The sequence below is a fragment of the Streptomyces sp. NPDC002835 genome (assembly GCF_053591995.1).
In genome coordinates, this window is the sequence record NZ_JBSFUW010000004.1 from 36,473 (window position 1) to 59,739 (window position 23,267).

Consider the following 23,267-nt stretch of genomic DNA (forward strand, 5'->3'; position numbering starts at 1 on the left):
CCCTCCGCCTCTATTGTCCTGAACGCACAAGCGTTGACGCGCGTACTGGGGAGTGACGCGCGTGGGGGAAGTACGTGCCGACGGACAGGGGGGTCCTGCCGCGGCACCGGGCAGGGGGGCCTTCTACATGCTCATATCGCTGTTCGTCGCTGCCATTTCGCTGGCGCTGTTCTGGATGGCGGCGTTCACGCTGTGGTGGCAGATGCACGCCTGGCGCACGCCGGAGACGCTCGCGGCGACACGTTTCGACCGGCCGGAGGGCGGGACAGGACTGTCCTTCTCGCTGCTCCTGCCGGCCCGCCACGAGCAGGCAGTGCTCGAGCACACCATCGAGCGGCTGCTGGAATCCAGCCACTCCAACTTCGAGATCATCGTGATCGTCGGCCACGACGATCCGGAGACGGCCGCGGTCGCCGAACGCACCGCCGCGCGCGACCCGGTCCGGGTGCGCGTCATCACCGACACGCACGAGACCAAGAACAAACCCAAGGCGCTCAACACCGCGCTGCCGCACTGCCGCGGCGACATCGTCGGCGTCTTCGACGCGGAGGACCAGGTCCACCCCGAGCTGCTGGCCCACGTCGACCACGCCTTCACCTCCACCGGGGCGGACGTGGTGCAGGGCGGAGTACAGCTCATCAACTTCCACTCCAGCTGGTACAGCCTGCGCAACTGCCTGGAGTACTTCTTCTGGTTCCGCAGCAGGCTCCATCTGCACGCGCAGAAGGGCTTCATCCCGCTCGGCGGCAACACCGTCTTCGTCCGTACGCCGGTGCTGCGCGAGGCCGGCGGCTGGGACCCGGACTGCCTCGCGGAGGACTGCGACCTCGGGGTGCGGCTGTCGTCCGTGGGCAAGAGGGTCGTCGTCGCGTACGACAGCGACATGGTCACCCGGGAGGAGACCCCGGGCACCCTGATGAGCCTGCTCAAGCAGCGCACCCGCTGGAACCAGGGCTTCCTGCAGGTCTACCGCAAAAAGGACTGGAAGCAGCTCCCGGGCCGCGGACAGCGCATGCTCGCCCGCTACACCCTGATGACGCCGTTCCTGCAGGCGTACTCGGGGGTCGTCATCCCGGTCAACGTCGCGGTCGCGCTCTTCCTCGACGTCCCCGTCGGGATCGCCATCATCACCTTCCTGCCGCTGATCACGGCCATGGTCACCGTCGTCTTCGAGATCGTCGGACTGCACGACTTCGGCAAGCAGTACGGGCTGAGGGTCCGCGGAGTCCACTACCTGAAGCTCATCGTCGGCGGCCCCTTCTACCAGGTCCTGCTCGCCGGCGCCGCCGTGCGCGCGGTCTGGCGGGAGCAGCGCGGACGCAACGAGTGGGAACTGACCAGCCACGTCGGCGCGCATCTCACAGAGGCGACCGAGACGAGAGAGGACGCCCGCCGGTGACGACGACCCTGCCGCCGGCTCCGGACACCACGGAGCCGGCGCCCGCCCCCGCGCGGACGGCGGCGCCCGCGGCCCCCGTGCCCGTCCGCCCCCTCATACGGTTCCGCGGCTCCCGTCCCGACCTGCTGCTGTGCGGGGTGCTGCTCTGCGTGATCCTGCTTGTCCAGGGCTGGAACATCACCCACTTCCCGACGCTCAGCGACGACGAGGGCACCTACCTCGCCCAGGCGTGGGCGGTCCAGCAGGGCGACGGCCTCGCCCACTACACGTACTGGTACGACCATCCGCCGCTCGGCTGGATCCAGATCGCGTTCCTGACCTGGATCCCGTCGCTGATCGCCCCGGAGACGATGAACGTCGCCTCCATGCGGTTCGCCATGCTCGTGGTCAGCGCGGCCTGCGCGGTGCTGCTGTACGTACTGGCGCGCCGGCTGTTCCTGCCGCGCTGGGCGGCGGGGCTGGCGATGCTGCTCTTCGGGCTCTCGCCGCTCTCCGTCGTGCTCCAGCGCGAGATCTTCCTCGACAACATCGCCGTGATGTGGATGCTGCTGGCCTTCTGCCTGGCCGCCTCGCCCAACCGGCATCTGTGGCACCACTTCGCCGCCGGGCTCGCCGCCGCCGTCTCCGTGCTCACCAAGGAGACGATGCTGCTGGTGCTGCCCGCGCTGCTGGTGACGATGTGGCGGCACAGCCACCCCGACACCCGCAAGTTCGCGGTCACCGGCGCGATCACGGCATGTGCGCTGATCGGCCTGTCGTACCCGTTGTTCGCGCTGCTGAACAACGAACTGCTGCCGGGCCAGGGCCATGTGTCCCTGATCGACGGGATCACCTACCAGATGAGCCGCGAGGGCTCCGGCTTCATTCTCGACAGCGGCTCCGGCTCCAACGGGGTGCTCCGCTCCTGGCTGTACTACGACACGGTGCTGCCGCTCGGCGGGCTGGCCGGCGCCGCGCTGCTGCTGCTCACCGTGCGCTGGTTGGTCACGGCGCGGGCCCTGGCGGGCCCGGCGCTGGTGGTGGCGATCCTCGCGGTCGTCGCGATGCGCCCCTCGGGCTACCTCCCGGCGATGTACGTCATCCAGGCCCTGCCGTTCCTGGCGCTGGTCCTGGCGGGCGGCACGGCGAGCGTGGCCCACCTGGTGCTCAGGCGGCGGTTCGGCCGCGCCCTGCCGACCGGGCGGAGCCAAGCGCCGACGAGTCTGAAATCGCCCGGTCGCGCCACACGCCTCGCCGCGGCCACGCTCCTCGCGCTCGCCGCGACCGCCTACGTCGTGCCCCACTGGTACGAGGGCAACCGCGCCGCCCTCACCGTCGACGCCAACGGCCCCTACCGCGCCGCCGCCGCGTGGATGCAGAACGAGGTGGAGGACCCGGCGCGCACCCGCGTCCTCGTGGACGACGCCCTGTGGCTGGATCTCGTCCACGACGGTTTCGAACCCGGCACCGGGGCGATCTGGTTCTACAAGGCGGACCTCGACCCCGCCGTCACGAAGACCATGCCGCGCGGCTGGCGCGACCTGGACTACGTCGTCTCCTCCCCGACCGTACGGCGCGACGCCGTCGACCTGCCGAACGTCAGGGCCGCACTGAAGCATTCGACGCCGGTCGCCGTCTTCGGCACGGGCGAGGACCGTATCGAGATCCGCCGCATCAGCACCGCTGGAGGCGCACAGTGACCACCCCCCGTACGGGCGCCGGAGAGCTCGGCGACCCGGAGCTGAGCGGCGCCCAGGTCGCCGAGCCCGGCGCCGTCACCATCGTCGTCCCGACGTTCAACGAGTCCGCCAACATCCGCGAACTGCTGCGCAGGCTCACCGAGTCGGTGCCCGCGCGGCTGCCCTGCGAGGTCCTGTTCGTCGACGACTCCACCGACGACACCCCGGACGTCATCCGCGACGCGGCGCAGGACTGCCCGTTCCCCGTGGACGTGCTGCACCGCGACACCGCCGCCGGCGGGCTCGGCGGCGCCGTCGTGGAGGGCATACGGAAGGCGGGGTCCGACTGGATCGTCGTCATGGACGCCGACCTCCAGCATCCGCCCGCCCTCGTGCCGGAACTGGTCGCGGCGGGCGACGACACGGGCGCGGACCTGGTCGTCGCCAGCCGCTACACCCGCGGCGGCAGCCGCGAGGGCCTCGCCGGCGGCTACCGCATCGCCGTGTCCCGCGGCGCGACCTGGCTGACCAGGGCCCTGTTCCCGCGCCGGCTGCGCGGCATCAGCGACCCGATGAGCGGCTTCTTCGCGATCCGGCGCAGCGTGGTGACGGCGGACGCGCTGAAGCCGCTCGGCTACAAGATCCTGCTCGAACTGGCGGTGCGCTGCCGCCCCGAGAGGGTCGCCGAGGTGCCGTTCGTCTTCCAGGACCGGTTCGCCGGCGAGTCCAAGTCGACGGCCAAGGAGGGCATGCGCTTCCTCGGCCATCTCACCGGGCTGCGCACCGCCTCCCCGATGGCCAGGATGGTCGCGTTCGGGCTGATCGGGCTCACCGGCTTCATACCGAACCTGCTGGGACTGCATCTGCTGACCGGCGCGGGCATGCACTACCTCCCGGCCGAGATCGTGGCCAACCAGTTCGGCGTGGTCTGGAACTTCCTCCTCATCGAGGTGCTGCTGTTCCGCGACCGCCGGCGCCACCGGCACTGGGCGGACCGGGCCGGCCGCTTCGCGCTGCTCGCCAACGCCGATCTGCTGCTGCGCATCCCGCTGATCGCGCTGCTCGTCGGCCGGCTGGGCATGGCCGTGCTGCCCGCGACGGCGCTGGCGCTGCTCACCACGTTCGTCCTGCGGTTCGCCGCGACGGAGGCGCTGGTCTATCTGCCGCGCCGCACGAGCACGGCCCGCGCCGCGCGCGCCGACGCGCCCGCCGGCACCTGACCGCCCGACACCGCCCAGGAGCCTCTGGCAAGAGAGCCGTACGAAGGGAACCGCCATGCCTCCACCGCACAGAACACCGCACGGGACGCCGCACGGAACGCCGCACACGCCACCGGTCAGGACATCGCTCACGACACCGTCCAGGAGGCCCCGCCGCGGCAGGAGCAGAACCGCGCTGCTCGCCGTCGCCGCCATGACCACCGCGCTGCTGGTCTCCGCCCCGCAGGCCGCCCAGGCCGGTCCGCCGAACCTGATCTCCAACCCCGGCTTCGAGACCGCGGGCACCGCCGACATGCCGGCCTGCTGGTCGAAGTCGGGCTGGGGCGACAACGACTTCACCTTCGAGACGGTCGCCGACGCCCACTCCGGCACCAAGGCCATGAAGGTCTCCCTCACGCGCCGCGTCGACGGCGACCGCAAGGCCCTGATCACCGAATCCATGGCGTGCGCGCCGCAGGTCACGCCGGACCGGCAGTACGACCTGTCCCTCTGGTACAAGTCGACCACCCCCGACACCTCCGTCACGCTCTTCCGGCACGACACCACGGCCGGCTGGCAGTACTGGACGGACCTCAAGACCCTGGAGACGAGCGCCGGCTGGACCAGGGCCGAGGTCCGCACCCCCGCCGTCCCGCCCGGCACCGACCGGATCGCCTGGGGCGCGTCCGTGTACGGCACCGGCTCCGTCACCACCGACGACTACGCGATGGAGGAGGTGACCATCCCCGCCTCGGAACCGGGCTGCACGGGCACGCCCGAGGAGTGCGTGAAGGGCCGCTGGGACGTCCTCCCGGTGCAGAACCCGGTGCGCTCCATGCACTCGGTGGTCATGCATGGGGGTACCTCCCAGGCCGGAGGCTCTGGGGGAGGCAAGGTCCTCGTCATCGCCGGCTCGGGCAACGACCCGGCGCTCTTCGAGGCGGGCAGCTTCACCTCGGCCGTCTACGACCCGGCCGACGGCACCTTCCGTACGATCCCCACGCCCGTCGACATGTTCTGCGCCGGCCATGTGCAGCTCCAGGACGGCAAGGTCCTGATCATGTCCGGCAACAAGGGCTATCCGTCCGCCGACGGCACGATCGGCTACCAGGGCCTCAAGGACTCGTTCGTCTTCGACCCGGAGACCGAGACCTACACCCGGACCAACGACATGAACGGCGGCCACTGGTACCCGTCGGCGACGATCCTCGGCAACGGTGACGTCATCTCCTTCGGCGGCCTGAAGGAGGACTCCACCGGCAATGTGACCGCCGAGAAGTTCTCCGACGCCGAGCGCAAGTGGCTGCCGATGAACGAGGTCAACCAGACCTGGTCGTACTGGGGCCTGTACCCGTCGATGATCCTCATGCAAGACGGCCGTCTCTTCTACTCCGGCAGCCATGTCTTCGGCAACGGCACGCCCGGCACCGGCGCCTCCATCTACGACTACGAGGCGAACACCGTCACCGACGTGCCCGGCCTCCAGGCCAAGGACGAGCGCGACGAGTCGGCGAGCGTGCTGCTGCCGCCCGCGCAGGACCAGCGGGTGCTCACCATCGGCGGCGGCAACAACGAGACCAACCCCGTCGCCAACCGCCACACCGACATCATCGACCTGAAGGACCCGAATCCGGCCTATGTGCACGGCCCGCCGCTGCCGCAGGGCGAGGTCGACCAGGGCCAGGGCCGCCGACCGCAGACCGGCGCCGAGGGCAAGATGTACGTCTCCGCGGTGCTGCTGCCCGACGGCAAGGTCTTCGAGACCGGCGGCGGCCTGCACGACCGGGCCGACCCGGTGTACGAGGCGTCGTTCTTCGACCCGGTGACCAACACGTACGAGGCGGGGCTCGCGACCGACCCGATCCCGCGCGGCTACCACTCGTCGTCGTTTCTGCTGCCCGACGGGCGGGTGATGTCGGTCGGCGACAACCCGGGCAACGGCACCTACAACCACAACGTGTCCGTCTACACGCCGCCGTACCTGCTCAAGGGGCCGCGCCCGCAGATCACTTCCGTGATTGACGGCGAGTGGACCTACGGGGACACCCAGCGGATCACGGTCGACCGGCCGATCGCCAAGGCCGAGCTGATCCGCCCGGCCGCGGTGACCCACTCCTCCGACCCCAACCAGCGTTTCGTCGACCTGCCGATGACCGTGGACGGCGACAACGTCGACCTCAACGTCACCAGCAACCCGAACCTGGCGCCGCCCGGCTGGTACATGCTCTTCGCCGTCGACGCCAACGGCGTGCCCTCGGTGGCCGAGTGGGTCCACCTCGGCGGCCCGCCGGCCCTGGCCCGCGCGGCGGCCGACGCGCCCTCCGCCCACGTCCACGACTTCGCGGACGATCTGGGCAAGGCGCCGAAGAAGCCGCGGAAGAAGCGGGACTCGGTGGCAGTCGACCCGCAGATCGCGGGCTGCGACCGGCACTACGGCAACGCGGGCGTCTGCGTCCCGACCGTCTTCCCGAAGACGGTGAAGCCGACCACTGCGGCCCGCTGCACCTGGCTCGCCGATCACGACTACGGCCGCCTGAAGGTCAACGGCGGCGACGACCCGCTGCGGCTCGACCCGAACCGGGACGGCGTGGCGTGCGGGAAGGGGGACGTGCGCAGGAGGTGAGCGCCCTGCACGGCGACGGCGCCCCTGCTGCCCGCGCAGCGGGGGCGCCGTCGCCCGTGTCAGGAACCGGCGCCGGTACCGAGCGTCCCGATGTCGATCACGTTGTACGCCTCGTGGACGTAGACGTTGGTCAGCCGCGGATTGCGGTAGCTCACCGTCTTGTCGGCGACCAGCGGCAGGTAGTACGCACCGTCGGTGAGCCGGTGGTTGATCGCCCGGTGGATCCGCTCGGTCTCGGCGGTGTCGCTCTCGGCGGCCGCCTTGTCGAACATCTCGTCGATCCGGGGATCGTCGACCTGGGCGTAATTGGTGCTGCCCTGGGAACCGATGAGACGGCTGTCGGCCAGCGGCTGGAGGAAACCGGCGCCGGTGGGGTAGTCGGCGCCCCATCCCAGCAGGAACAGGCCCGTGCCCTTCTTCTTGATCGAAGCCGGCGAGCCGACGTGCTCGTAGAAGGTCGCGAAGTCCTCGTACCGGTCGATCTTCAGCGTGATCCCGGCGTCCTTCAGACTGCTCTGCAGGGCGGCCGCTGCCTGGACGTCCTTCGGACTGTCGCTGCGTACGGCGACCTCGGTGGTGAAGCCGCCCGGTTTGCCGCAGGCCTTCAGCTCCTTCCTGGCCCTGGCCAGGTCGGGCTTGCCGTCGGTCAGGCCGAACGGGTCGTAGTCGTCCGCGCCGAGAAGCGTCGGGGGCAGCATGTTGCCGTGCAGGGAGCCGGCCGTCGGACCGCCGCGTGCGGTGCGCAGGTCGTCGGGGTCCGCCGCGTACATCAGGGCCTTGCGGCAGTGCACGTCGTCGAACGGGGCGGTCCTGGAGGCGACCACGGCGAAGCGCAGGTAGCCGCGGTACGGGTTGTCCGCGGCGGCCTTCAGGTCCGGGTCCCGCAGCACCTTGGCGGCGCCGTCCTCGGCCAGGCCGGTCTGGGAGGCGTCCAGGTCGGCCCGGCCGTCCAGCAGCCGGGCGTCCGCCTCGGCGGGGTCGCCGAGAACGGTCAGTTCGATGCGGTCCGGCAGGGCCGTGCGGATCGGGTCGGTCTCGCGGTCCCAGTGCTCGTTGCGGACGAGCACCAGCTTCCGGTCCGGCTGGTACGAGTCGAACCGGTACGGACCGGACGAGACGGGCTTGTCCCCGTACTCGGCGCCGGTGTCCTTCTGCTGCGGGACGGGCGCCGTCGCGCCCATGGCGAGCAGGTACGGGAACTGGGAGTCGGCCTTCGCCAGCCGGAAGACGAGCGTGTGCCGGTCCGGCGTGTCGATCGACCGCAGCCCGGACGACGCCGAGTCCTCGTACGGGCCCCGGTAGTTCTGCTGCTGGTCCAGCGCCTCGACGAGGTACGTGGGCCCGCCGCTGATGACGTCCTGCGCGAAGACCCGCTCGATCCCGTACTTGACGTCCGCGGCGGTGATCGGCGAACCGTCCGCGAACTTCAGACCGGGCCTCAGCCTGACGGTGTAGGTCCTGCCGTCGGCGGACACCCGCGGCTGGGCCGCGGCGAGGTCCGGGACGAGGTCCAGGCCCTCCTTCCCCGGCCGGGGGGAGTACGTCAACAGCGTGCGGGCGTACAGCCGCTGCATGTTCCAGACCCACCCGTAGTACGAGCGGCCCGGGTCCCAGGAGTCGGCGTCCATGGAGCTGACCAGGCGGAGGGTGCCGCCCCGCTTGCCCGAGGGGTTGACGACGTGCCCGACCGCGGCGTTGAAGCCGGCCGCCGTGGGCGGGGGGCTCTGGCCGCCCGTTCCCTTGTCCGTTCCCTCGTCCGTTCCCTTGTCGGTCGCCACCTTCCGGCCCTTGTCGTTCTCCTGGTTCAGCACGAGGGCGGTGATGCCGCCGCCGGCGACGAGAGCCACGGCGAGGGCGATCGCCGCGATCCGGCGGCGCCGGGCACGGGCGGGCCCGTTCACCGGGTGCCCGGCCGGGGCCGTGGGGTATCCCGCGGGCGGCCCGGTGACGAAGGGCTGCTGCTGGAGGTGCGGCGCGGGGTGCTGCGGCGGCCCGTAGCCGGGTGCGACGGCGCCGGGGGCGTACGGCGGCGCGGTCGGCGGCAGGGGCGGGGCGGGCGGCGCCGCGGGGCGCTTGGCCAGATCGATCCGGGGGTCGGACGGGGGCACCGGCGTGACGTTCGCGCTGCCGCCGGCGGCGGCCCCGGACGTCTGGCGGGCGAGGGCCGAGGCCACCGCCTCCGGAAGCCATTCGCTCTCTCTCGGCACCCGGCCGGTGAGCGTCTGCCCGCCGGCGTCCCCGAGCAACTGCGCGAACTCCGCGAGCAGCTGGGGCACCGTGGGCCGCAGGGCCGGGTCCTTCTGCAGGCACCGGCCGATGAACTCCGTGCCCGGCGGCAGCCCGTTCAGGACCGGCTCCTGGTACACGGCACGGAAGTTCACGGAGTGCGGCGCGCCGTTCCCGAACGGGCCCGTCCCGGTGGCGGCGAACGCCAGCACCGCGCCCAGCGAGAACACGTCGCCGGCGGGGCCGACGGGCTGTCCCGTCACCTGCTCCGGTGACATGAACCCGGGGGTTCCGACGACCATGCCCGTCTGGGTGAGGGAGCTGGCCTCGGTGACGATCGAGATGCCGAAGTCGATCACCCGGGGCCCGTCGCCGGCGAGCAGCACGTTCGACGGCTTCAGGTCGCGGTGGATGAGCCCCACGCCGTGAATGGCCTCCAGGGCTTCGACGAGCCCGGCTCCCAGGACGAGCAACGAGCGCCGGGGCCATGCCCCGTGGCTGTGCACGGCCTCGTCGAGCGGCAGCCCCGGGACGTACGCGGTGGCGAGCCAGGCGGGCGAGCCGGTGGGATCGGCGTCGACCACGGCGGCGGTGAAGAACCCGGTGACCCGCCGGGCGGCCTCGACCTCGCGGGCGAACCGCCGCTGGAACTCCGGGTCCCCGGCCAGTTCGTCGCGGACCACCTTGACCGCGACCATCCGGCCGCTGGTCGAACGGCCCAGGTACACCCGGCCCATGCCGCCCGCGCCCAGGCGCGCGAGGATCCGATACCGTCCCACCTGCCGCGGATCTGCCGCATCCAGCGCTTGCAACGCCGCCCCCCGCTTCTGAACCCCGCCCCCGGGGGATCGTCGGACACGATTAGATCAGATCGGTCCTGACCGGCATCCGCCGACAACCCCGGGAAGCCGTCGTGAGCGGCCGGCTCCGGGCCCGGTGTCAGAGGCGGTGCACGGTGTGCAGCGTCCCGGAGGGCAACTCTCCGGCCCCGCCCGGCCGGTCAGAGCCGCAGGCCGCCCTCCAGGACGTCCAGCGTGCGGTTCACCAGTGCGATCAGGTCGTCCTGCTGGCCGCGCTCGCCCCAGTGGATCAGCGCCTCGCGCAGGGCGGCCATGACGGCCGCGGTGAAGACCCGTACCTCCAGGTCGTCCGGTTCGCGGCCGGCCCGGTCGGCGATCGGGCGGGCGAGGAGTTGCGAGGTCTCGGCCATGCTGTCGGTCAGCCGGGCGCGCAGGGCGGGGACCTCCAGCATCAGCCGGGTGCGCACCCGCATCTCCTCCGGCTCGTTCTCGAGGATCGCGGCGACGGCGCCGGTCAGGATGGTCCGCAGGGACTCGAGCGGCGGTTCGTCGGCCGGCCGTGCGCGCAGGACCGCCTCCATGACCGGGTCGTACTCGTCGGTGAGGACGATGTCTTCCTTGGTGGGGAAGTACCGGAAGACCGTCGAGGGGGAGACCTCGGCCGCCGCCGCGATCTGCTCGACGGTGGTCGCGTCGTAGCCCTGCTCGTCGATCAGCCGGTACGTGGCCCTGCGGATCGCGATACGGGTCTTGAGCTTCTTGCGCTCCCGCAGCCCCATCGGGGGCTGGTGCTCTTCGTAGTGCAGAGGTGCGGTGCCGGCCATGGTCGTCATTGTCGGGCATCGGCCCCCGCCCCGGCCACGCCCGGGGCCCCGGGGGCGGGCGACCCGGCCGGCTTCGGCAGCAGGGCCCCCGCGAGCAGCGCCGTGATCAGCGCGGCGGTCCCGCAGGCCGCCAGCACCACGCCCATGCCCTGTACGTACGCGGCGTCCGCCGCCGCCGCGAGCGCCGGATCGCCCAGCAGATGCGCCGCCACCACCGAGTCGCCGGCCGCCTCCGGCGCGCCCGCCGGCAGCAGGCTCTCGTAGACGGCGGCCAGCAGCGACCCGATGAGCGCGATCCCGATCGCGCTGCCCACCTGGCGTACGGTCGTCAGCAGCCCGGAGCCGGAGCCCGCGCGGTCCGGCGGCAGCGCGTCGATCGCGGCCGTCATCGCGGGCACCATCGAGAAGCCGAAGCCCAGTCCGGCGACCGACAGTCACACCGCGGTGAAGCCGTAGCCGCTGTCGACGGTGATGCGGCTGCCGAGGAAGCCCGCGAAGGAGAGGACGGCGAGTCCGGCGGCGATCACGGCGCGGCCGCCGAACCGTTCGGCCAGCGGCCCGCTGCCCTTGGCGGCGACGATCAGCCCGCCCATCATCGGCAGCATCCGCAGCCCGGTGCCGAAGGCGTCGTTCCCGAGGACGGCCTGCAGATACGGCGGCAGGACGAACATCAGCCCCGCGAGCACGAACATGGCCAGGGTCACGGCCAGGGTGTTCAGCAGGAACGGCCGGTCGGCGAGGAGCGCCATGTCGAGCATGGGCCGCACGGAGCGCTTCTCCCGTACGACGAGGACCGCGATCAGCGCCGTGCCGGCGGTGAGCGAGGCGAGGACCACCGGGTCGCTCCAGCCGCGGACGGGCGCCTCGATGATCCCGTAGATGAGGGTGCCGAGACCGGTGGCCGTCAGAGCCGTGGCGAGGACGCCGACCCTGGGCGCGGCGGGGTCCCGGGTCTCGGGGAGCAGGAACAGACAGGCGGTGATGCCCACCGCGACCATCGGGATGTTGACGACGAAGACGGAGCCCCACCAGAAGTGGTCGAGCAGCCATCCGCCGACGACGGGTCCGAGCGGCAGCCCGAGCGCGGCGGCGGCGGTGACGATGCCGACGGCCCTGGTGCGCTCGGCGCCCGTGAAGAGGGACGGCACCACGGCCATGGAGAGCGGCATCACGAAGGCGGCGCCGACGCCCATCGCGGCGCGCGCGGCGATGACGGTGGTGACGTCGCCGGCGAGCGCGCCGGCGACCGAGCCGGCCAGGAAGACGCCCAGGCCGGCCACCAGCATCCGCCGGCGGCCGAACCGGTCGCCGATGAGCCCGGCGGGCAGCATCAGCGCCGCGAAGACCACGACGTAGCCGTCCGCCATCCACTGCTGCTGGCCCGTCGTGGACCCGAGCTGCTCGGCGAGCGTCGGCAGCGCGACGTTGAGGATGGTCATGTCGAAGCCCAGCACGAGCAGGCTCGCGACCATCGCGGCCAGCGCCCACCAGCGCCGGGGGTCGGGTGCGGACATACGCACCTCCTTCGGAGAGTTGATGTCAAGTGACAGTAACTCTCAAAAGGGAGTGGGCGTCAATATTCGGTTCTGTGTCAGCGGGCCGCGGCCGGCTCAGTTGTGCTAATACGCCACCATCGAGATCCCCACGTAGTGGACGATGAACGCCGCGAGCGTCAGGGAGTGGAACACCTCGTGGAAGCCGAACCAGCGGGGTGACGGGTTGGGTCGCTTCATCCCGTAGATCACCCCGCCCGCGCTGTAGAGCAGCCCGCCGACGACCACCAGGACCAGCACCGCGATGCCGCCCTCGCGCAGGAAGTCGGGCAGGAAGAACACCGCGGCCCAGCCCATGGCGATGTAGCAGGGCGTGTAGAGCCAGCGCGGGGCGCCGACCCAGAAGACGCGGAAGGCGATGCCCGCCACGGCCGCCGCCCAGACCGCCCAGAGCAGGACGCGCCCGGTGGAGTCGGGGAGCAGGAGCAGGGTGAGCGGGGTGTAGGTGCCCGCGATGATCAGGAAGATGTTGGCGTGGTCCAGCCGGCGCAGCACCGCCGTGGCGCGGGGGCCCCAGTTGCCGCGGTGGTAGAGCGCGCTCACGCCGAAGAGCAGGCACGCGGTCAGTACGTAGATGCCGCACGCGATCTTGGCGCGGGTCGAGTCCGCGAGTGCCGTGAGGACGATTCCGGCGATCACCACGGCGGGGAACATGCCCGCGTGCAGCCAGCCGCGCAGCCTCGGCTTCGTCGGGGTCGGGTCGATCTCGGTCACTTCTGGCCTGGCTGCATCCATGTCCGCATGCTACCTACGCGACCGTAGGTCGCAGCGGGGAGTGGTCATGCTCACGTGAGAGGGGCTCTGGACATATGGGCATTCGCCACGGATGATCAGATGAGTGCGGTCGGCACCGGATGAGCGCCAGCCAAAAGTAGGTACGAAGCATCCGGGTCGCAGCCCCCACGGGGCACAAACCAACAAACCCCTCATTTAGGAGCGATCGTGGCGCGCGACATCGCGGCTCCCAGCGTCCCCACCCAGCACCAGGAACTGATCTCCTGGGTCGATGAGATCGCAGCCATCACGCAGCCGGACGACATCGTCTGGTGCGACGGCTCGGAGGCCGAGTACGAGCGGCTGGCCGAGGAGCTGGTGGCCAAGGGCACGTTCAAGAAACTGGACCCGATCAAGCGCCCCAACTCGTACTACGCCGCGTCCGACCCCACCGACGTCGCCCGCGTCGAGGACCGCACCTTCATCTGCTCCGAGAAGGAGGAGGACGCCGGCCCGACGAACCACTGGAAGGCCCCGGCGGAGATGAAGGCCATCTTTACCGGAGAAGGAAACAGTTTCGCGGGCGAGAAGGGCATCTTCCGCGGCTCGATGAAGGGCCGTACGATGTACGTCGTGCCCTTCTGCATGGGCCCGCTCGGCTCTCCGCTGTCCGCCATCGGCGTCGAGATCACCGACTCCGCGTACGTCGCCGTGTCCATGCGCACCATGACCCGCATGGGGCAGCCCGTCCTCGAGGAGCTCGGCACCGACGGCTTCTTCGTGAAGGCCGTCCACACGCTGGGAGCGCCGCTGGAGGAGGGCCAGGAGGACGTCCCGTGGCCGTGCAACTCCACCAAGTACATCTCGCACTTCCCCGAGACCCGTGAGATCTGGTCCTACGGCTCCGGCTACGGCGGCAACGCCCTGCTCGGCAAGAAGTGCTACGCGCTGCGCATCGCCTCCGTCATGGCCCGTGACGAGGGCTGGCTGGCCGAGCACATGCTGATCCTCAAGCTCACCCCGCCGCAGGGCGAGTCCAAGTACGTGGCCGCCGCCTTCCCGTCCGCCTGCGGCAAGACCAACCTGGCCATGCTGGAGCCCACGATCTCCGGCTGGACGGTCGAGACCATCGGCGACGACATCGCCTGGATGCGCTTCGGTGACGACGGCCGGCTCTACGCGATCAACCCCGAGGCCGGCTTCTTCGGCGTCGCGCCCGGCACCGGCGAGCACACCAACGCCAACGCCATGAAGACCCTCTGGGGCAACGCCGTCTTCACCAACGTCGCGCTCACCGACGACGGCGACGTCTGGTGGGAGGGCATGACCGAGGAGTCGCCCAAGCACCTCACGGACTGGAAGGGCAACGACTGGACGCCGGACTCCGAGACCCCGGCCGCCCACCCCAACGCCCGCTTCACCGTGCCCGCCTCGCAGTGCCCGATCATCGCGCCCGAGTGGGAGGACCCCAAGGGCGTGCCGATCTCGGCGATCCTCTTCGGTGGCCGCCGCGCCTCGGCCGTCCCGCTGGTGACCGAGTCCTTCGACTGGAACCACGGCGTCTTCCTCGGTGCGAACGTCGCCTCCGAGAAGACCGCCGCCGCCGAGGGCAAGGTCGGCGAGCTGCGCCGCGACCCGTTCGCCATGCTGCCGTTCTGCGGCTACAACATGGGCGACTACATGGGCCACTGGATCAAGGTCGGCGCCGCCGCGACGTCCAAGGGCGACGCCGCCAAGCTGCCCAAGATCTACTACGTGAACTGGTTCCGCAAGAACGAGGCCGGCAAGTTCGTCTGGCCGGGCTTCGGCGAGAACAGTCGCGTCCTGAAGTGGATCGTGGAGCGCCTCGAGGGCAAGGCGGAGGGGGTGGAGACCCCGATCGGCATCGTGCCGACGCGGGACGCGCTCGACACCGAGGGCCTGGACCTGCCGGCCGCGGACCTCGACTACCTGCTCAAGGTCGACGCCGAGGTCTGGCGCGAGGAGGCCGCCCTGGTCCCCGAGCACCTCAACACCTTCGGCGACCACACGCCGAAGGAGCTGTGGGACGAGTACCGCGCCCTGGTGTCGCGTCTCGGCTGACCCGCAAGGCCCGTGGCGGGTCGCCCGACATCCGCCCTGACCTGTGGGGTCACGAACGATCCGCCACGTGAAGACGGCCCCCGGAGTCCCCTCAGGCTCCGGGGGCCGCACGCTGCCCCGCATGCACCGGCGCGGCGTCTTGTGCTCACAGCTCGCTCACATGTTCCATGGGATCTTCATGTTCAATGATGAACTGAGCCTGTGGGGGGCATAGTTGAGCACGTATCAGTACGCCGGACGAAGAGTCGCCGCCATGGTGGCGGCCGCCGTGGTCGGCGGCAGCGGCATCCTCCTCGCGGCGCCCGCCGCACACGCGGCAGAGCCGTCCGACGTGGTCGCCAAGCTGCCGTTCTCGTCGTTCTCCGACCTGGTCGTCGACTCGGTGAACGGGCGGGTCTTCGTCTCCGACCGGAACTACTACAGCCAGTACGGCGGCAACGTCGTCGCCTACGACTTCCAGGGCTACAAGGTCGGCTCGTTCACCACGACGACCCGCGCCTCCGGGCTGGCGCTCAGCGAGGACGGCTCCACCCTGTACGTGGGCCAGCGCGAGGGCGTCTTCGCCTACGACACCCTGACCCTGCAGGAGACCGGCCGTACCGCTGCCCACCAGGACTCCTGCGGCCGGGAGCTCGCGGTCACCGGAACCAAACGCTGGCACACCACCACCCCCGCGTCCAACGACTCCTACTGCGACCAGAACCGGACCGACCTGGACTCGGTGGTGGGCGGGGTGCACGTACGCACCAACTGGAATGCCGCGGGCAAGCTGCTGCTTGCGACCGGTGACGGGGCGGCCGGCCGGCTGTTCATGGGCCAGGCCAAGGGACCGGTCTCGCCCGACCCGTTCCTCACCTCCTTCGACACCACCGGCGACACCCCCGTGCGCGGCGACTCCCGCCGCTTCGCGGACGCCGAGGGCAACGGCGCGCTGGACCTGAAGGACCTCGCCGTCAGCGCGGACGGCGCCCGCCTCGCCGTCGCCGACGCCGCGTACGGCACCCGCCTGCTGGACTCCGGCGACCTGAGCGACACCGGCACCGCCTACCAGCCGCTGCCGGCCGGCGCCACGTCGTCCGCCGTCGCCTTCAGCGGCGACGGGACGTACGTGGCGCGCGGCGCCTCGGCCACGGGCAGCACCCCCGACCTGCTGATCCAGCCGGCCGACCCGGCGAACGGCACGACGGCCATGGAGTTCGTCTTCGAGGGCGACCTCGACGGCGACCGGATCGTGCCCCGTGGTCTGGAGTGGTCGCGGGACGGCTCCCGCCTGTTCGCCGTCACCACCAACGCGAACGGCAACGCCTTCTGGCTGCACATCGTGCGGCCCCCGGCCGCCCAGTACGACTCCCGCTTCGGCGGGTCGCTGACGCAGACCCCGTCCCAGGCCGTCGTCGGCGAACCGCTCGGCATCCGCGGCCGTCTCGAACTCGACGGCCCCGCGCCCACCGACCCGGTCCGGGTGACCGCCGTACGCACCACCGCCGACGGCACCCGCACGCTCGCCGCCGCGGACGTGGCCGCCGACGGCACCTTCACCGTCCTCGACGTACCGGACGCCGTGGGCAGCGCCACCTACACGGTGTCCTACCTCGGCGACATCACGCACCGCCCGGCCCAGGACGTCACGATCGCCGTCGACGTCGCCAAGGCCCCGACGGCGCTCGCGCTCACCGCGCCCGAGGAGGCGTCCATGAGCACCGGGGTGGAGATCACCGGCCGGCTCACGGTGCAGGGCCGCCCGCTGCCCGCCGGCGTCACGCTCTCCGTCGAGCGCACCGACCGGCTCGGCACCGGCAGCCTGTCGTCCGTCCCGGTCGCCGCCGACGGGACGTTCACGGTCCGCGACCTGCCCCGGGCCCGCCGCGATGTGACGTACACGGTGTCGTACGGGGGCGACGCCCTGCACAGCGGCAGCACCGCCTCCGCGACGGTCTACGTCCGGCGCTGAGCGCCACCCGGAGAGACGGGCGAGGTCCCCGAAGCCGCAGGGTTCCGGGGACCTCCTCCGTGTCACGCCGGTCCGCCGCCCCGCTCCTCGAGACAGCGGGTGTGCGACTCCTGGCGGCGGGACTCCGTCTCGCGCAGGGCGGCCGGCAGCGCGACCGCCTCCGCGACCGCCTCCGCGACCGCCTCCGCGTGCAGCACCCCGAGCTGACGCTCCGGATGCCGCTCCGGCGGCTGCGCCCCGGCCGCGAGCCGGGACCACCAGCGGGTCAGTACGCAGGCGTCCACCGACTCCGGGACGTCCTGCCGGATCGCCCGCGCCAGGACGTGCATCCCCTCGGGATCCCGTGCCACCGCCTCGGCCGGCACGCCGGGCTCCAGCAGCGCCGCCGGCAGGTCCGTCAGCTCTTCGAGCAGGCGGGCCGATGCCGGCGGCAGCTCCACGGACGCCAGATACCGCCGCAGCGTGGCCAGGTCGCCGCGCAGCGCGTCCAACTGCCCGGCGGGCCCGGGGAAGTCCGGGACCGCCGGCCGCTCGGGCGGCGCGATCAGCACACCGGCGGCGTACAGCCCGCCGATCACGAACGGCCAGTAGGCGCCCGCCAGTCCGGTGAGGGCGAGGGCGAGCCCGCCGACGCCGAGCGCGCTGCCCGTCAGCTTCTTGCGCGACTCCAGCCGGCGCAGCACCCGGTCACTGGTAGCCACGGATCTCCTCGAACGCGCCGTCCAGCGAACCCGTCCGCGCGTCGAAGAGCCGACCGCCGGTGAGCTCGGCGATGTTCTCCAGCGCCGCGCGGTCGGAGTCGCCGAACAGGACGGTGAAGACCGGGGTGTCGCGCCGACCCTGCGGCAGCGAGCGGTAGAAGTCCTCGAAGTCCCGCGCGGACGCGCCCGTGGTGTTCTCCCCGTCCGTCATCAGGACCACGGAGGTGAACGCCCTCGACACATCGGCCCGACCGAGGTGCTCGTACGCCTCCCGCAGGCTGCTGTAGACGGCCGTGTCGCCGCCGGCGGTGAGGGCGGCCGCGTCCGAGCGGATGGCGCGCAGGGCGGCGTCCGGGTCGGCCGGGTCGACGGTGTGGGTGCGTACCCGCTTCACGGAGGAGCCGAACGGCATCAGCGTCACCTCCTCCCGGTCCCTGAAGTCCTCGGTCAGCTCCGTCAGGGCGGCCCGCAGCCGCTCCAGACGCTCCCCGCTCATGGACCCCGAGGTGTCCAGCACGTACACGGTCCGCGACGGGCGCCGCAGCCGGTTGTCGTAGGCGTCCAGCAGGCCGTCCGCGACCGAGCGGCTGCCGGGGAAGGGCAGCTCCCGCCGGACACCGGCCGCCAGCTCGCCCGCGGGCCGCACACCGGCGACGACGGGCCGCCGCAGGGTGCGCTCGGTGATCGCCCGCTGGGCCTCCGGGCTGCGCAGATACCCGGTCAGCTCCCGGCCGGCCGCGCGCCGCGCCTCGGACGCGGACGACAGCAGGGTGAACGGATAGTCGGCGGTCACCACCCCGTCCGTGGGCCGCACGACGGTGAGCCCCGCATCGCTGTCCCGGTTCATGGACAGCAGCACCGACTCGTAGTTGACGAGCGCGTCGACATCGCCCCGGCGGGTGTACGCGGAGGCCAGCCAGCCGGAGGAGCCGGAGGTCAGCCGCTGGCCGGCGAAGAACCCGGTCAGCTTCGGCGTCGCGGCGCGCACGTCCGCGTCGGTCAGCGCCGACTGCGCCCCGGAGAGCCCGGAGGCCACGGAGATCAGCGCGGAGAAACCGGAGTTGGAGCGGACCGGATCGGTCATCCCGTAGGTGAGCTCGCCGTCGGCGACCGCGCGGTGGATCTGCGTCCAGGTGACGTCCTCCGCGCGCCACCCGAGCCGCCGCACGGCCTCCGTCCGTACGCCGAAGGCGACGGGCGAGGCCATGATCGGCGTCTCCGAGCTGAGCCGCTGCTCGATCCCGGGCCGCAGCCGCAGATAGTCGTTCGACGACAGCCACACGGCGTCGTACGTCCCGTCGGCCTCGCCGGACGCGATCCGCTCGACGGCGTCGAGGGTGCCGCTCCAGGTGGTCCTGACCTCGATGCCGGTCGCCTTCCGGGCGGCCTCGAGGACGGGGCCCATGTCCTCGAGCTCGCTGGAGGCGAGAACGCGCAGTGTGGTGTCCGGCAGCGCGGTCCCGTCGTCCTCGCGTGAGCGGTCCTGCGGGCCACCGCCCGAGCAGCCGGCCAGCACGGCGACGACGGCGGCCAGGGCGGCGCCGAGCCGTCCCGCGCGCCGGGCCGCGGCCCTCATGCCGCACCGCCGTCGAGCGCGCCCGTCGCACGCGTGCGCTCCAGATGGGCGCTCGCGGTGCGCAGTTCCCCGGCCAGCGAGTCGACGGTCGCCGCCATGGACTCGGTCGCCCGCGCCCGGTAGGTGTCGATGGCGTCCAGCGTCTCGTGGATCTGCCGGAACGCCGTGCGCAGGGTCTCCACGCCCACCGCCGGGTCGGCGGCGATACGTGTCCCCACCGCCGCGTCGAGCTCCTCGGTGAGCACCGCGTACTCCTGGAGCTTGCCCATCGTCTCCCACAGCCGCGGGCGCTCGGTGTGCAGCGCGGCGTTGTCGCGGCGCAGTTCGTCCTGGCCGCCGCGGAGCGAGCCCACGATCCTGCTGAGGGCCGCCTGCGAGGTGGCGTACTCGGCGACGTGGTCGCGGAACCGGTTGCCGCCGGGCAGCCTGGACAGCAGCCGCCGGGCCCCCTTGCCCGGAGCGTCGCGCGGGTCCAGGTCCTCGACGGTGCGGCGCAGTTCGGCGAGTGCGGAGCCGACCCGGGCCTGGGCGTCCTCGCCGCCGGCCGCCGGCGAGCGGACGGCCCTGTCCAGCATCCGGTTGGACTGCTGGGCCGCGCCGCGCAGGTCGGCGGCGCCGAGCGACGCGATCTCGCCGAGGCGCCTCGCGAACTCGGGGGAGCGGGCGTCGAGTCCGGCGAAGGACTCGACGTACTCGGACGTCCGGCGCGCCGTCTCGGCGTGCATCGAGGGGTCGAGCGGCACAATCCCGGACGCCTGCTCGGCCCTGACCGGCGCGACCGGTTCCGGCGGGGCGAGGACGAACGTGTCCGAGGCGCTGTGCTGTGCGGTCATCCGGCATCCCCCTGGGACCGGGCCAGCCCGGCCATCGTGGTCAGCACGGCGGCGGTCGGCACGGGTGCCTGGCGCACGCCGGTGAGTTTCTGGTTGAGGTGGTCGGTGCGGTCGGCCGTCGCGGCGGTGAACTCGGCGGCCGCCCCCTGCGGCCGGAAACCGTGGCGGACGGCGAGTTGGCGCAACCGCGGGTCGGTGCGCAGCAGTTCGCCGACCGCGCGGCCCTCCTCGGTGAGCGGCACCAGCGTGTGGTCGCTGGAGACGGTGGTGTCCGGGTAGAGGACCACCAGGTCGCCCACGTCCTGCTGCTGTTGCAGCAGCAGCGAGGCCACCTGCGACTCGTACACGAGGACCAGCGGATTGCCGACCCCGCTGATGAAGTCGCGGAACGGCGCGTCGCTGCTGGTCTGCTGGGCGCCCTGCACCCTGATCAGCTTGCGCAGCAGCGGCGTCGTGCGCTTGATGCCGGCGTCGTCCGCGACGACCTTTCCGCCCTCCGCGACGTACGAGGCTGCGGCCAGGTAGAGCGCGCCCGAGTTGGAGGTGACCGGATCGGTGCTGGTGATGAACACGGTCCCGGACAGCTCGGCGTGCTCGGCGGACCCCTTGAGCTGCTGCCAGGTCCGGTCGTCGGCCGCGGCCTTCAGATACGGGTCCATGCGCAGCGTCCCGGTCGAGGCCCCGGTCAGCGTGGCGAGCCCGTTGTCCGCGAGCACCCGCGCGGCGGCGCTGTGCGCGACGACGACCAGCGGCGAGTAGAAGGGCCGGATCGGCCCGCCCGTGACCGCCGGGTCGGGCCGCAGCGCGTCCGCCGGCGCCTTGGACGACGGAAAGGCGAAGTCCTTGCCCCGCAGGGCCTGTTCGTCCATGGCCCAGGATCCGGACGTCTCCGTCCGCACGGTGAACCCATGGGTGGCGAGGGCCTCCACCACCGACGGGTCGGCGAAGAACTCGGCCTTCTCCGACCCGATGACTCCCTGCACGGTCTTCGTCGCCGTGCCCTGGTCCTGACCTTCGCGGCCTGCGACGACGGCGTATGCCACGCCGCCGATCAGCAGCACCGCCAGGACGATTCCCACGATGCGTCTCACAGGGGCAGCCTGCTCGCGGAAACCCACAATCCGGGCGGCGTCCGATGTACGGAAGGTGAATGGCCGATCCCGGTATGCAACCGGAACCGGCCATGTCCGCCGCGGCGCCGAGCCGGGCGGGCCGGCCCGCGCGTCTACGGGGTGTCGCTCTGGTGGCCCCGGTCCACGCGCCTCCCCGGCCCGTGAACCGGGGCGGTCAGGGGGCGCCGACCAGTTGCTGGTCCTTCAGCGCGGCGGTGTGCGCGTCCATCCGCTCGGCGGACAGGATCGCGGCGGCGGTGTCGGCGCGCGAGGCGGCGACGACCAGGGCGCGGCCGGCGAGTGCGTGGGCGCGCCGGTGCAGGGCTGCCGGGTCGGCGTCGCTGAGCCTCGCGTGACGGGCGGGCGGGGTGCCGCGCAGCCGGGAGACCTGCTCGGCGATGGCCTCGGCCGCCCGGTCCAGCCCGAGCTCGTCGGTCACGGCCAGCAGCGCGGCGAGATGGCCCGCGAGCTGGATGTCCAGCTCCTCCTCGCGGGTGCGGTGCGGGTACTGCGCCTCGTCGGCCATCGAGTGGACCGACTTGGTGCGGATCGGCTCGTACATGGGGATGGCCTCCTGCTCACGGTCAGGAGACCATCCTACATTGGATTCAGTCTAAAGTTGAGTCTGGTCAGGAAAGTGCCGGTGCCGGGCGGGGGGTATGGCTACGGCTGGCCGTATCCGTCGAGGAACGTGCCGATCCGCGTCACGGCGTCCGCCAGGTCCTTCGCCGTCGGCAGCGTCACGATCCGGAAGTGGTCGGGCTCCGGCCAGTTGAAGCCCGTGCCGTGCACGACCATGATCTTCTCGGCCCGCAGCAGGTCCAGCACCATCTGCCGGTCGTCCTTGATCTTGTAGACCTTGGGATCGAGCCGCGGGAAGAGATACAGCGCGCCCTTCGGCTTCACACACGTCACACCGGGGATCTGCGTCAGCAGGTCGTACGCCACGTCCCGCTGCTCCAGGATCCGCCCGCCCGGCAGCACCAGGTCCTCGATCGACTGCCGGCCGCCCAGCGCCGTGGCCACCGCGTGCTGCGAGGGCATGTTGGCGCACAGGCGCATGTTGGCCAGGATCGTCAGGCCCTCGATGTAGGAGGAGGCGTGCGCCTTGGGGCCGCAGACCGCCATCCAGCCGGAGCGGTAGCCGGCCACCCGGTAGTTCTTGGACAGCCCGTTGAAGGTGAGGACCATCAGGTCCGGGGCGATCGCGGCGGTGGGGGTGTGCGTGGCGCCGTCGTAGAGGATCTTGTCGTAGATCTCGTCCGAGCAGACCACCAGATTGTGACGGCGGGCGATCTCGGTGAGGCTGCGCAGCATCTCGTCGTCGTAGACGGCGCCGGTCGGATTGTTGGGGTTGATGATCACCATCGCCTTGGTGCGGTCGGTGATCTTGCGCTCGATGTCCGCCAGATCGGGCATCCAGTCGGACTGCTCGTCGCACCGGTAGTGCACGGCCGTGCCGCCGGACAGCGAGACCGACGCCGTCCACAACGGGTAGTCCGGGGCCGGCACGAGGACCTCGTCGCCGTCGTCGAGCAGCGCCTGCATCGACATCTGGATCAGCTCGGAGACGCCGTTGCCCAGATAGATGTCCTCGACGCCGAGCTCGATCCCCTTGGTCTGGTAGTGCTGCATCACCGCACGCCGAGCGGACAGCAGCCCCTTCGCGTCCCCGTAGCCGTGGGCGGTGCTGAGGTTGCGGAGGACGTCCTCGAGGATCTCCGGCGGGGACTCGAACCCGAAGGCGGCCGGATTGCCGGTGTTGAGCTTGAGGATGCGGTGACCTGCTGCCTCCAGCCGCATCGCCTCCTCGAGGACCGGGCCCCGGATTTCGTAACAGACGTTTGCGAGCTTCGTGGACTGGATCACCTGCATGTCCGTGAGCTTACGGGCGCGTCAGGATGATCGCTCCGTATTTCCGGCAGCCCGGGGCACAGTGCGAATGTCCGCTTTGTGCTTTCCGGGGTGGCGGTGCCCCCGCCCCTTCGAAACCGCAGCGAGGAGCACCCGCCGCCT

15 protein-coding genes and 1 pseudogene are annotated in these 23,267 nt (G+C 71.7%); 6 read left to right on the forward strand and 10 right to left on the reverse strand.

From position 1 onward, the window contains the following. Positions 1 to 127 precede the first annotated feature (127 nt). The 4 genes from ACWD01_RS05795 to ACWD01_RS05810 all read left to right on the forward strand — a co-directional run bounded on the left by ACWD01_RS05795 (position 128) and on the right by ACWD01_RS05810 (position 6,879). Positions 128 to 1,399 carry a glycosyltransferase gene (locus tag ACWD01_RS05795; protein ID WP_451158465.1) on the forward strand — a complete coding sequence of 424 codons (1,272 nt, stop codon included), beginning with the start codon at positions 128 to 130 and terminating at the stop codon, positions 1,397 to 1,399. Then, positions 1,396 to 3,078 carry an ArnT family glycosyltransferase gene (locus tag ACWD01_RS05800; protein ID WP_451158467.1) on the forward strand — a complete coding sequence of 561 codons (1,683 nt, stop codon included), beginning with the start codon at positions 1,396 to 1,398 and terminating at the stop codon, positions 3,076 to 3,078. Before ACWD01_RS05795 ends, ACWD01_RS05800 begins: the two co-directional genes overlap by 4 nt. Beyond that, entirely contained in the window at positions 3,075 to 4,277 is a 1,203-nt protein-coding gene (locus ACWD01_RS05805; RefSeq protein ID WP_451158469.1) for a glycosyltransferase, read from the forward strand. The genes ACWD01_RS05800 and ACWD01_RS05805 overlap by 4 nt, the downstream gene beginning before the upstream one ends. Positions 4,278 to 4,470: 193 nt before the next feature. After that, entirely contained in the window at positions 4,471 to 6,879 is a 2,409-nt protein-coding gene (locus ACWD01_RS05810) for a galactose oxidase-like domain-containing protein (protein WP_451158471.1), read from the forward strand. Between the two features lie 59 nt (positions 6,880 to 6,938). Here the strand turns inward: ACWD01_RS05810 and ACWD01_RS05815 are convergent, their stop codons facing one another. The 4 genes and pseudogenes from ACWD01_RS05815 to trhA form a co-directional block, all read right to left on the reverse strand. Continuing rightward, positions 6,939 to 9,884: an ABC transporter substrate-binding protein gene (locus ACWD01_RS05815; RefSeq protein WP_451158473.1), complete on the reverse strand. Its 2,946-nt coding sequence runs from the start codon at positions 9,882 to 9,884 to the stop codon at positions 6,939 to 6,941. 221 nt (positions 9,885 to 10,105) lie between these two features. Then, positions 10,106 to 10,729, reverse strand: a complete 624-nt coding sequence (locus ACWD01_RS05820) for a TetR/AcrR family transcriptional regulator (protein WP_451158475.1) — start codon at positions 10,727 to 10,729, stop codon at positions 10,106 to 10,108. 5 nt (positions 10,730 to 10,734) lie between these two features. Continuing rightward, positions 10,735 to 12,243: pseudogene (locus tag ACWD01_RS05825) on the reverse strand (MFS transporter). A gap of 105 nt (positions 12,244 to 12,348) precedes the next feature. After that, positions 12,349 to 13,017 carry a PAQR family membrane homeostasis protein TrhA gene (gene trhA, locus ACWD01_RS05830; RefSeq protein ID WP_451158477.1) on the reverse strand — a complete coding sequence of 223 codons (669 nt, stop codon included), beginning with the start codon at positions 13,015 to 13,017 and terminating at the stop codon, positions 12,349 to 12,351. A 207-nt stretch (positions 13,018 to 13,224) separates the two neighbouring features. On the opposite strand from trhA, the gene ACWD01_RS05835 reads away from it, so the two are divergent. Beyond that, positions 13,225 to 15,078, forward strand: a complete 1,854-nt coding sequence (locus tag ACWD01_RS05835; RefSeq protein ID WP_451158479.1) for a phosphoenolpyruvate carboxykinase (GTP) — start codon at positions 13,225 to 13,227, stop codon at positions 15,076 to 15,078. Positions 15,079 to 15,292: 214 nt separating this feature from the next. Continuing rightward, positions 15,293 to 17,029: an Ig-like domain repeat protein gene (locus ACWD01_RS05840; RefSeq protein WP_451158481.1), complete on the forward strand. Its 1,737-nt coding sequence runs from the start codon at positions 15,293 to 15,295 to the stop codon at positions 17,027 to 17,029. 62 nt (positions 17,030 to 17,091) lie between these two features. On the opposite strand, the gene ACWD01_RS05845 is transcribed toward ACWD01_RS05840, so the two are convergent. From ACWD01_RS05845 to ACWD01_RS05870, 6 genes are all read right to left on the reverse strand, one after another. Beyond that, on the reverse strand, positions 17,092 to 17,730 hold the full coding sequence (locus ACWD01_RS05845) for a hypothetical protein (RefSeq protein WP_451158483.1): 639 nt from the start codon (positions 17,728 to 17,730) through the stop codon (positions 17,092 to 17,094). Beyond that, positions 17,717 to 19,306, reverse strand: a complete 1,590-nt coding sequence (locus ACWD01_RS05850; protein WP_451158485.1) for a substrate-binding and vWA domain-containing protein — start codon at positions 19,304 to 19,306, stop codon at positions 17,717 to 17,719. The genes ACWD01_RS05845 and ACWD01_RS05850 overlap by 14 nt, the downstream gene beginning before the upstream one ends. Next, complete coding sequence (locus tag ACWD01_RS05855; protein WP_451158487.1) at positions 19,303 to 20,139, reverse strand: toxic anion resistance protein; 837 nt, start codon at positions 20,137 to 20,139, stop codon at positions 19,303 to 19,305. The genes ACWD01_RS05850 and ACWD01_RS05855 overlap by 4 nt, the downstream gene beginning before the upstream one ends. Beyond that, positions 20,136 to 21,257 (reverse strand): hypothetical protein, encoded by a 1,122-nt coding sequence (locus ACWD01_RS05860; protein WP_451158489.1) that lies wholly within the window; start codon positions 21,255 to 21,257, stop codon positions 20,136 to 20,138. Before ACWD01_RS05860 ends, ACWD01_RS05855 begins: the two co-directional genes overlap by 4 nt. Before the next feature lie 169 nt (positions 21,258 to 21,426). Further along, positions 21,427 to 21,813: an SCO4983 family protein gene (locus ACWD01_RS05865; RefSeq protein WP_451158491.1), complete on the reverse strand. Its 387-nt coding sequence runs from the start codon at positions 21,811 to 21,813 to the stop codon at positions 21,427 to 21,429. A 101-nt stretch (positions 21,814 to 21,914) separates the two neighbouring features. After that, positions 21,915 to 23,126, reverse strand: a complete 1,212-nt coding sequence (locus tag ACWD01_RS05870) for a pyridoxal phosphate-dependent aminotransferase (protein WP_451158493.1) — start codon at positions 23,124 to 23,126, stop codon at positions 21,915 to 21,917. Between the last annotated feature and the right edge of the window lie 141 nt (positions 23,127 to 23,267).

Excerpts from the sequence above, each read along its gene's own strand:
- ACWD01_RS05795 (WP_451158465.1), top strand. The coding sequence starts at position 128 with ATGCTCATATCGCTGTTCGTCGCTGCCATTTCGCTGGCGCTGTTCTGG.
- ACWD01_RS05810 (WP_451158471.1), top strand. The coding sequence starts at position 4,471 with ATGACCACCGCGCTGCTGGTCTCCGCCCCGCAGGCCGCCCAGGCCGGT.
- ACWD01_RS05820 (WP_451158475.1), bottom strand. The coding sequence starts at position 10,729 with ATGGCCGGCACCGCACCTCTGCACTACGAAGAGCACCAGCCCCCGATG.
- trhA (WP_451158477.1), bottom strand. The coding sequence starts at position 13,017 with ATGGATGCAGCCAGGCCAGAAGTGACCGAGATCGACCCGACCCCGACG.
- ACWD01_RS05850 (WP_451158485.1), bottom strand. The coding sequence starts at position 19,306 with ATGAGGGCCGCGGCCCGGCGCGCGGGACGGCTCGGCGCCGCCCTGGCC.
- ACWD01_RS05855 (WP_451158487.1), bottom strand. The coding sequence starts at position 20,139 with ATGACCGCACAGCACAGCGCCTCGGACACGTTCGTCCTCGCCCCGCCG.
- ACWD01_RS05865 (WP_451158491.1), bottom strand. The coding sequence starts at position 21,813 with ATGTACGAGCCGATCCGCACCAAGTCGGTCCACTCGATGGCCGACGAG.
- ACWD01_RS05870 (WP_451158493.1), bottom strand. The coding sequence starts at position 23,126 with ATGCAGGTGATCCAGTCCACGAAGCTCGCAAACGTCTGTTACGAAATC.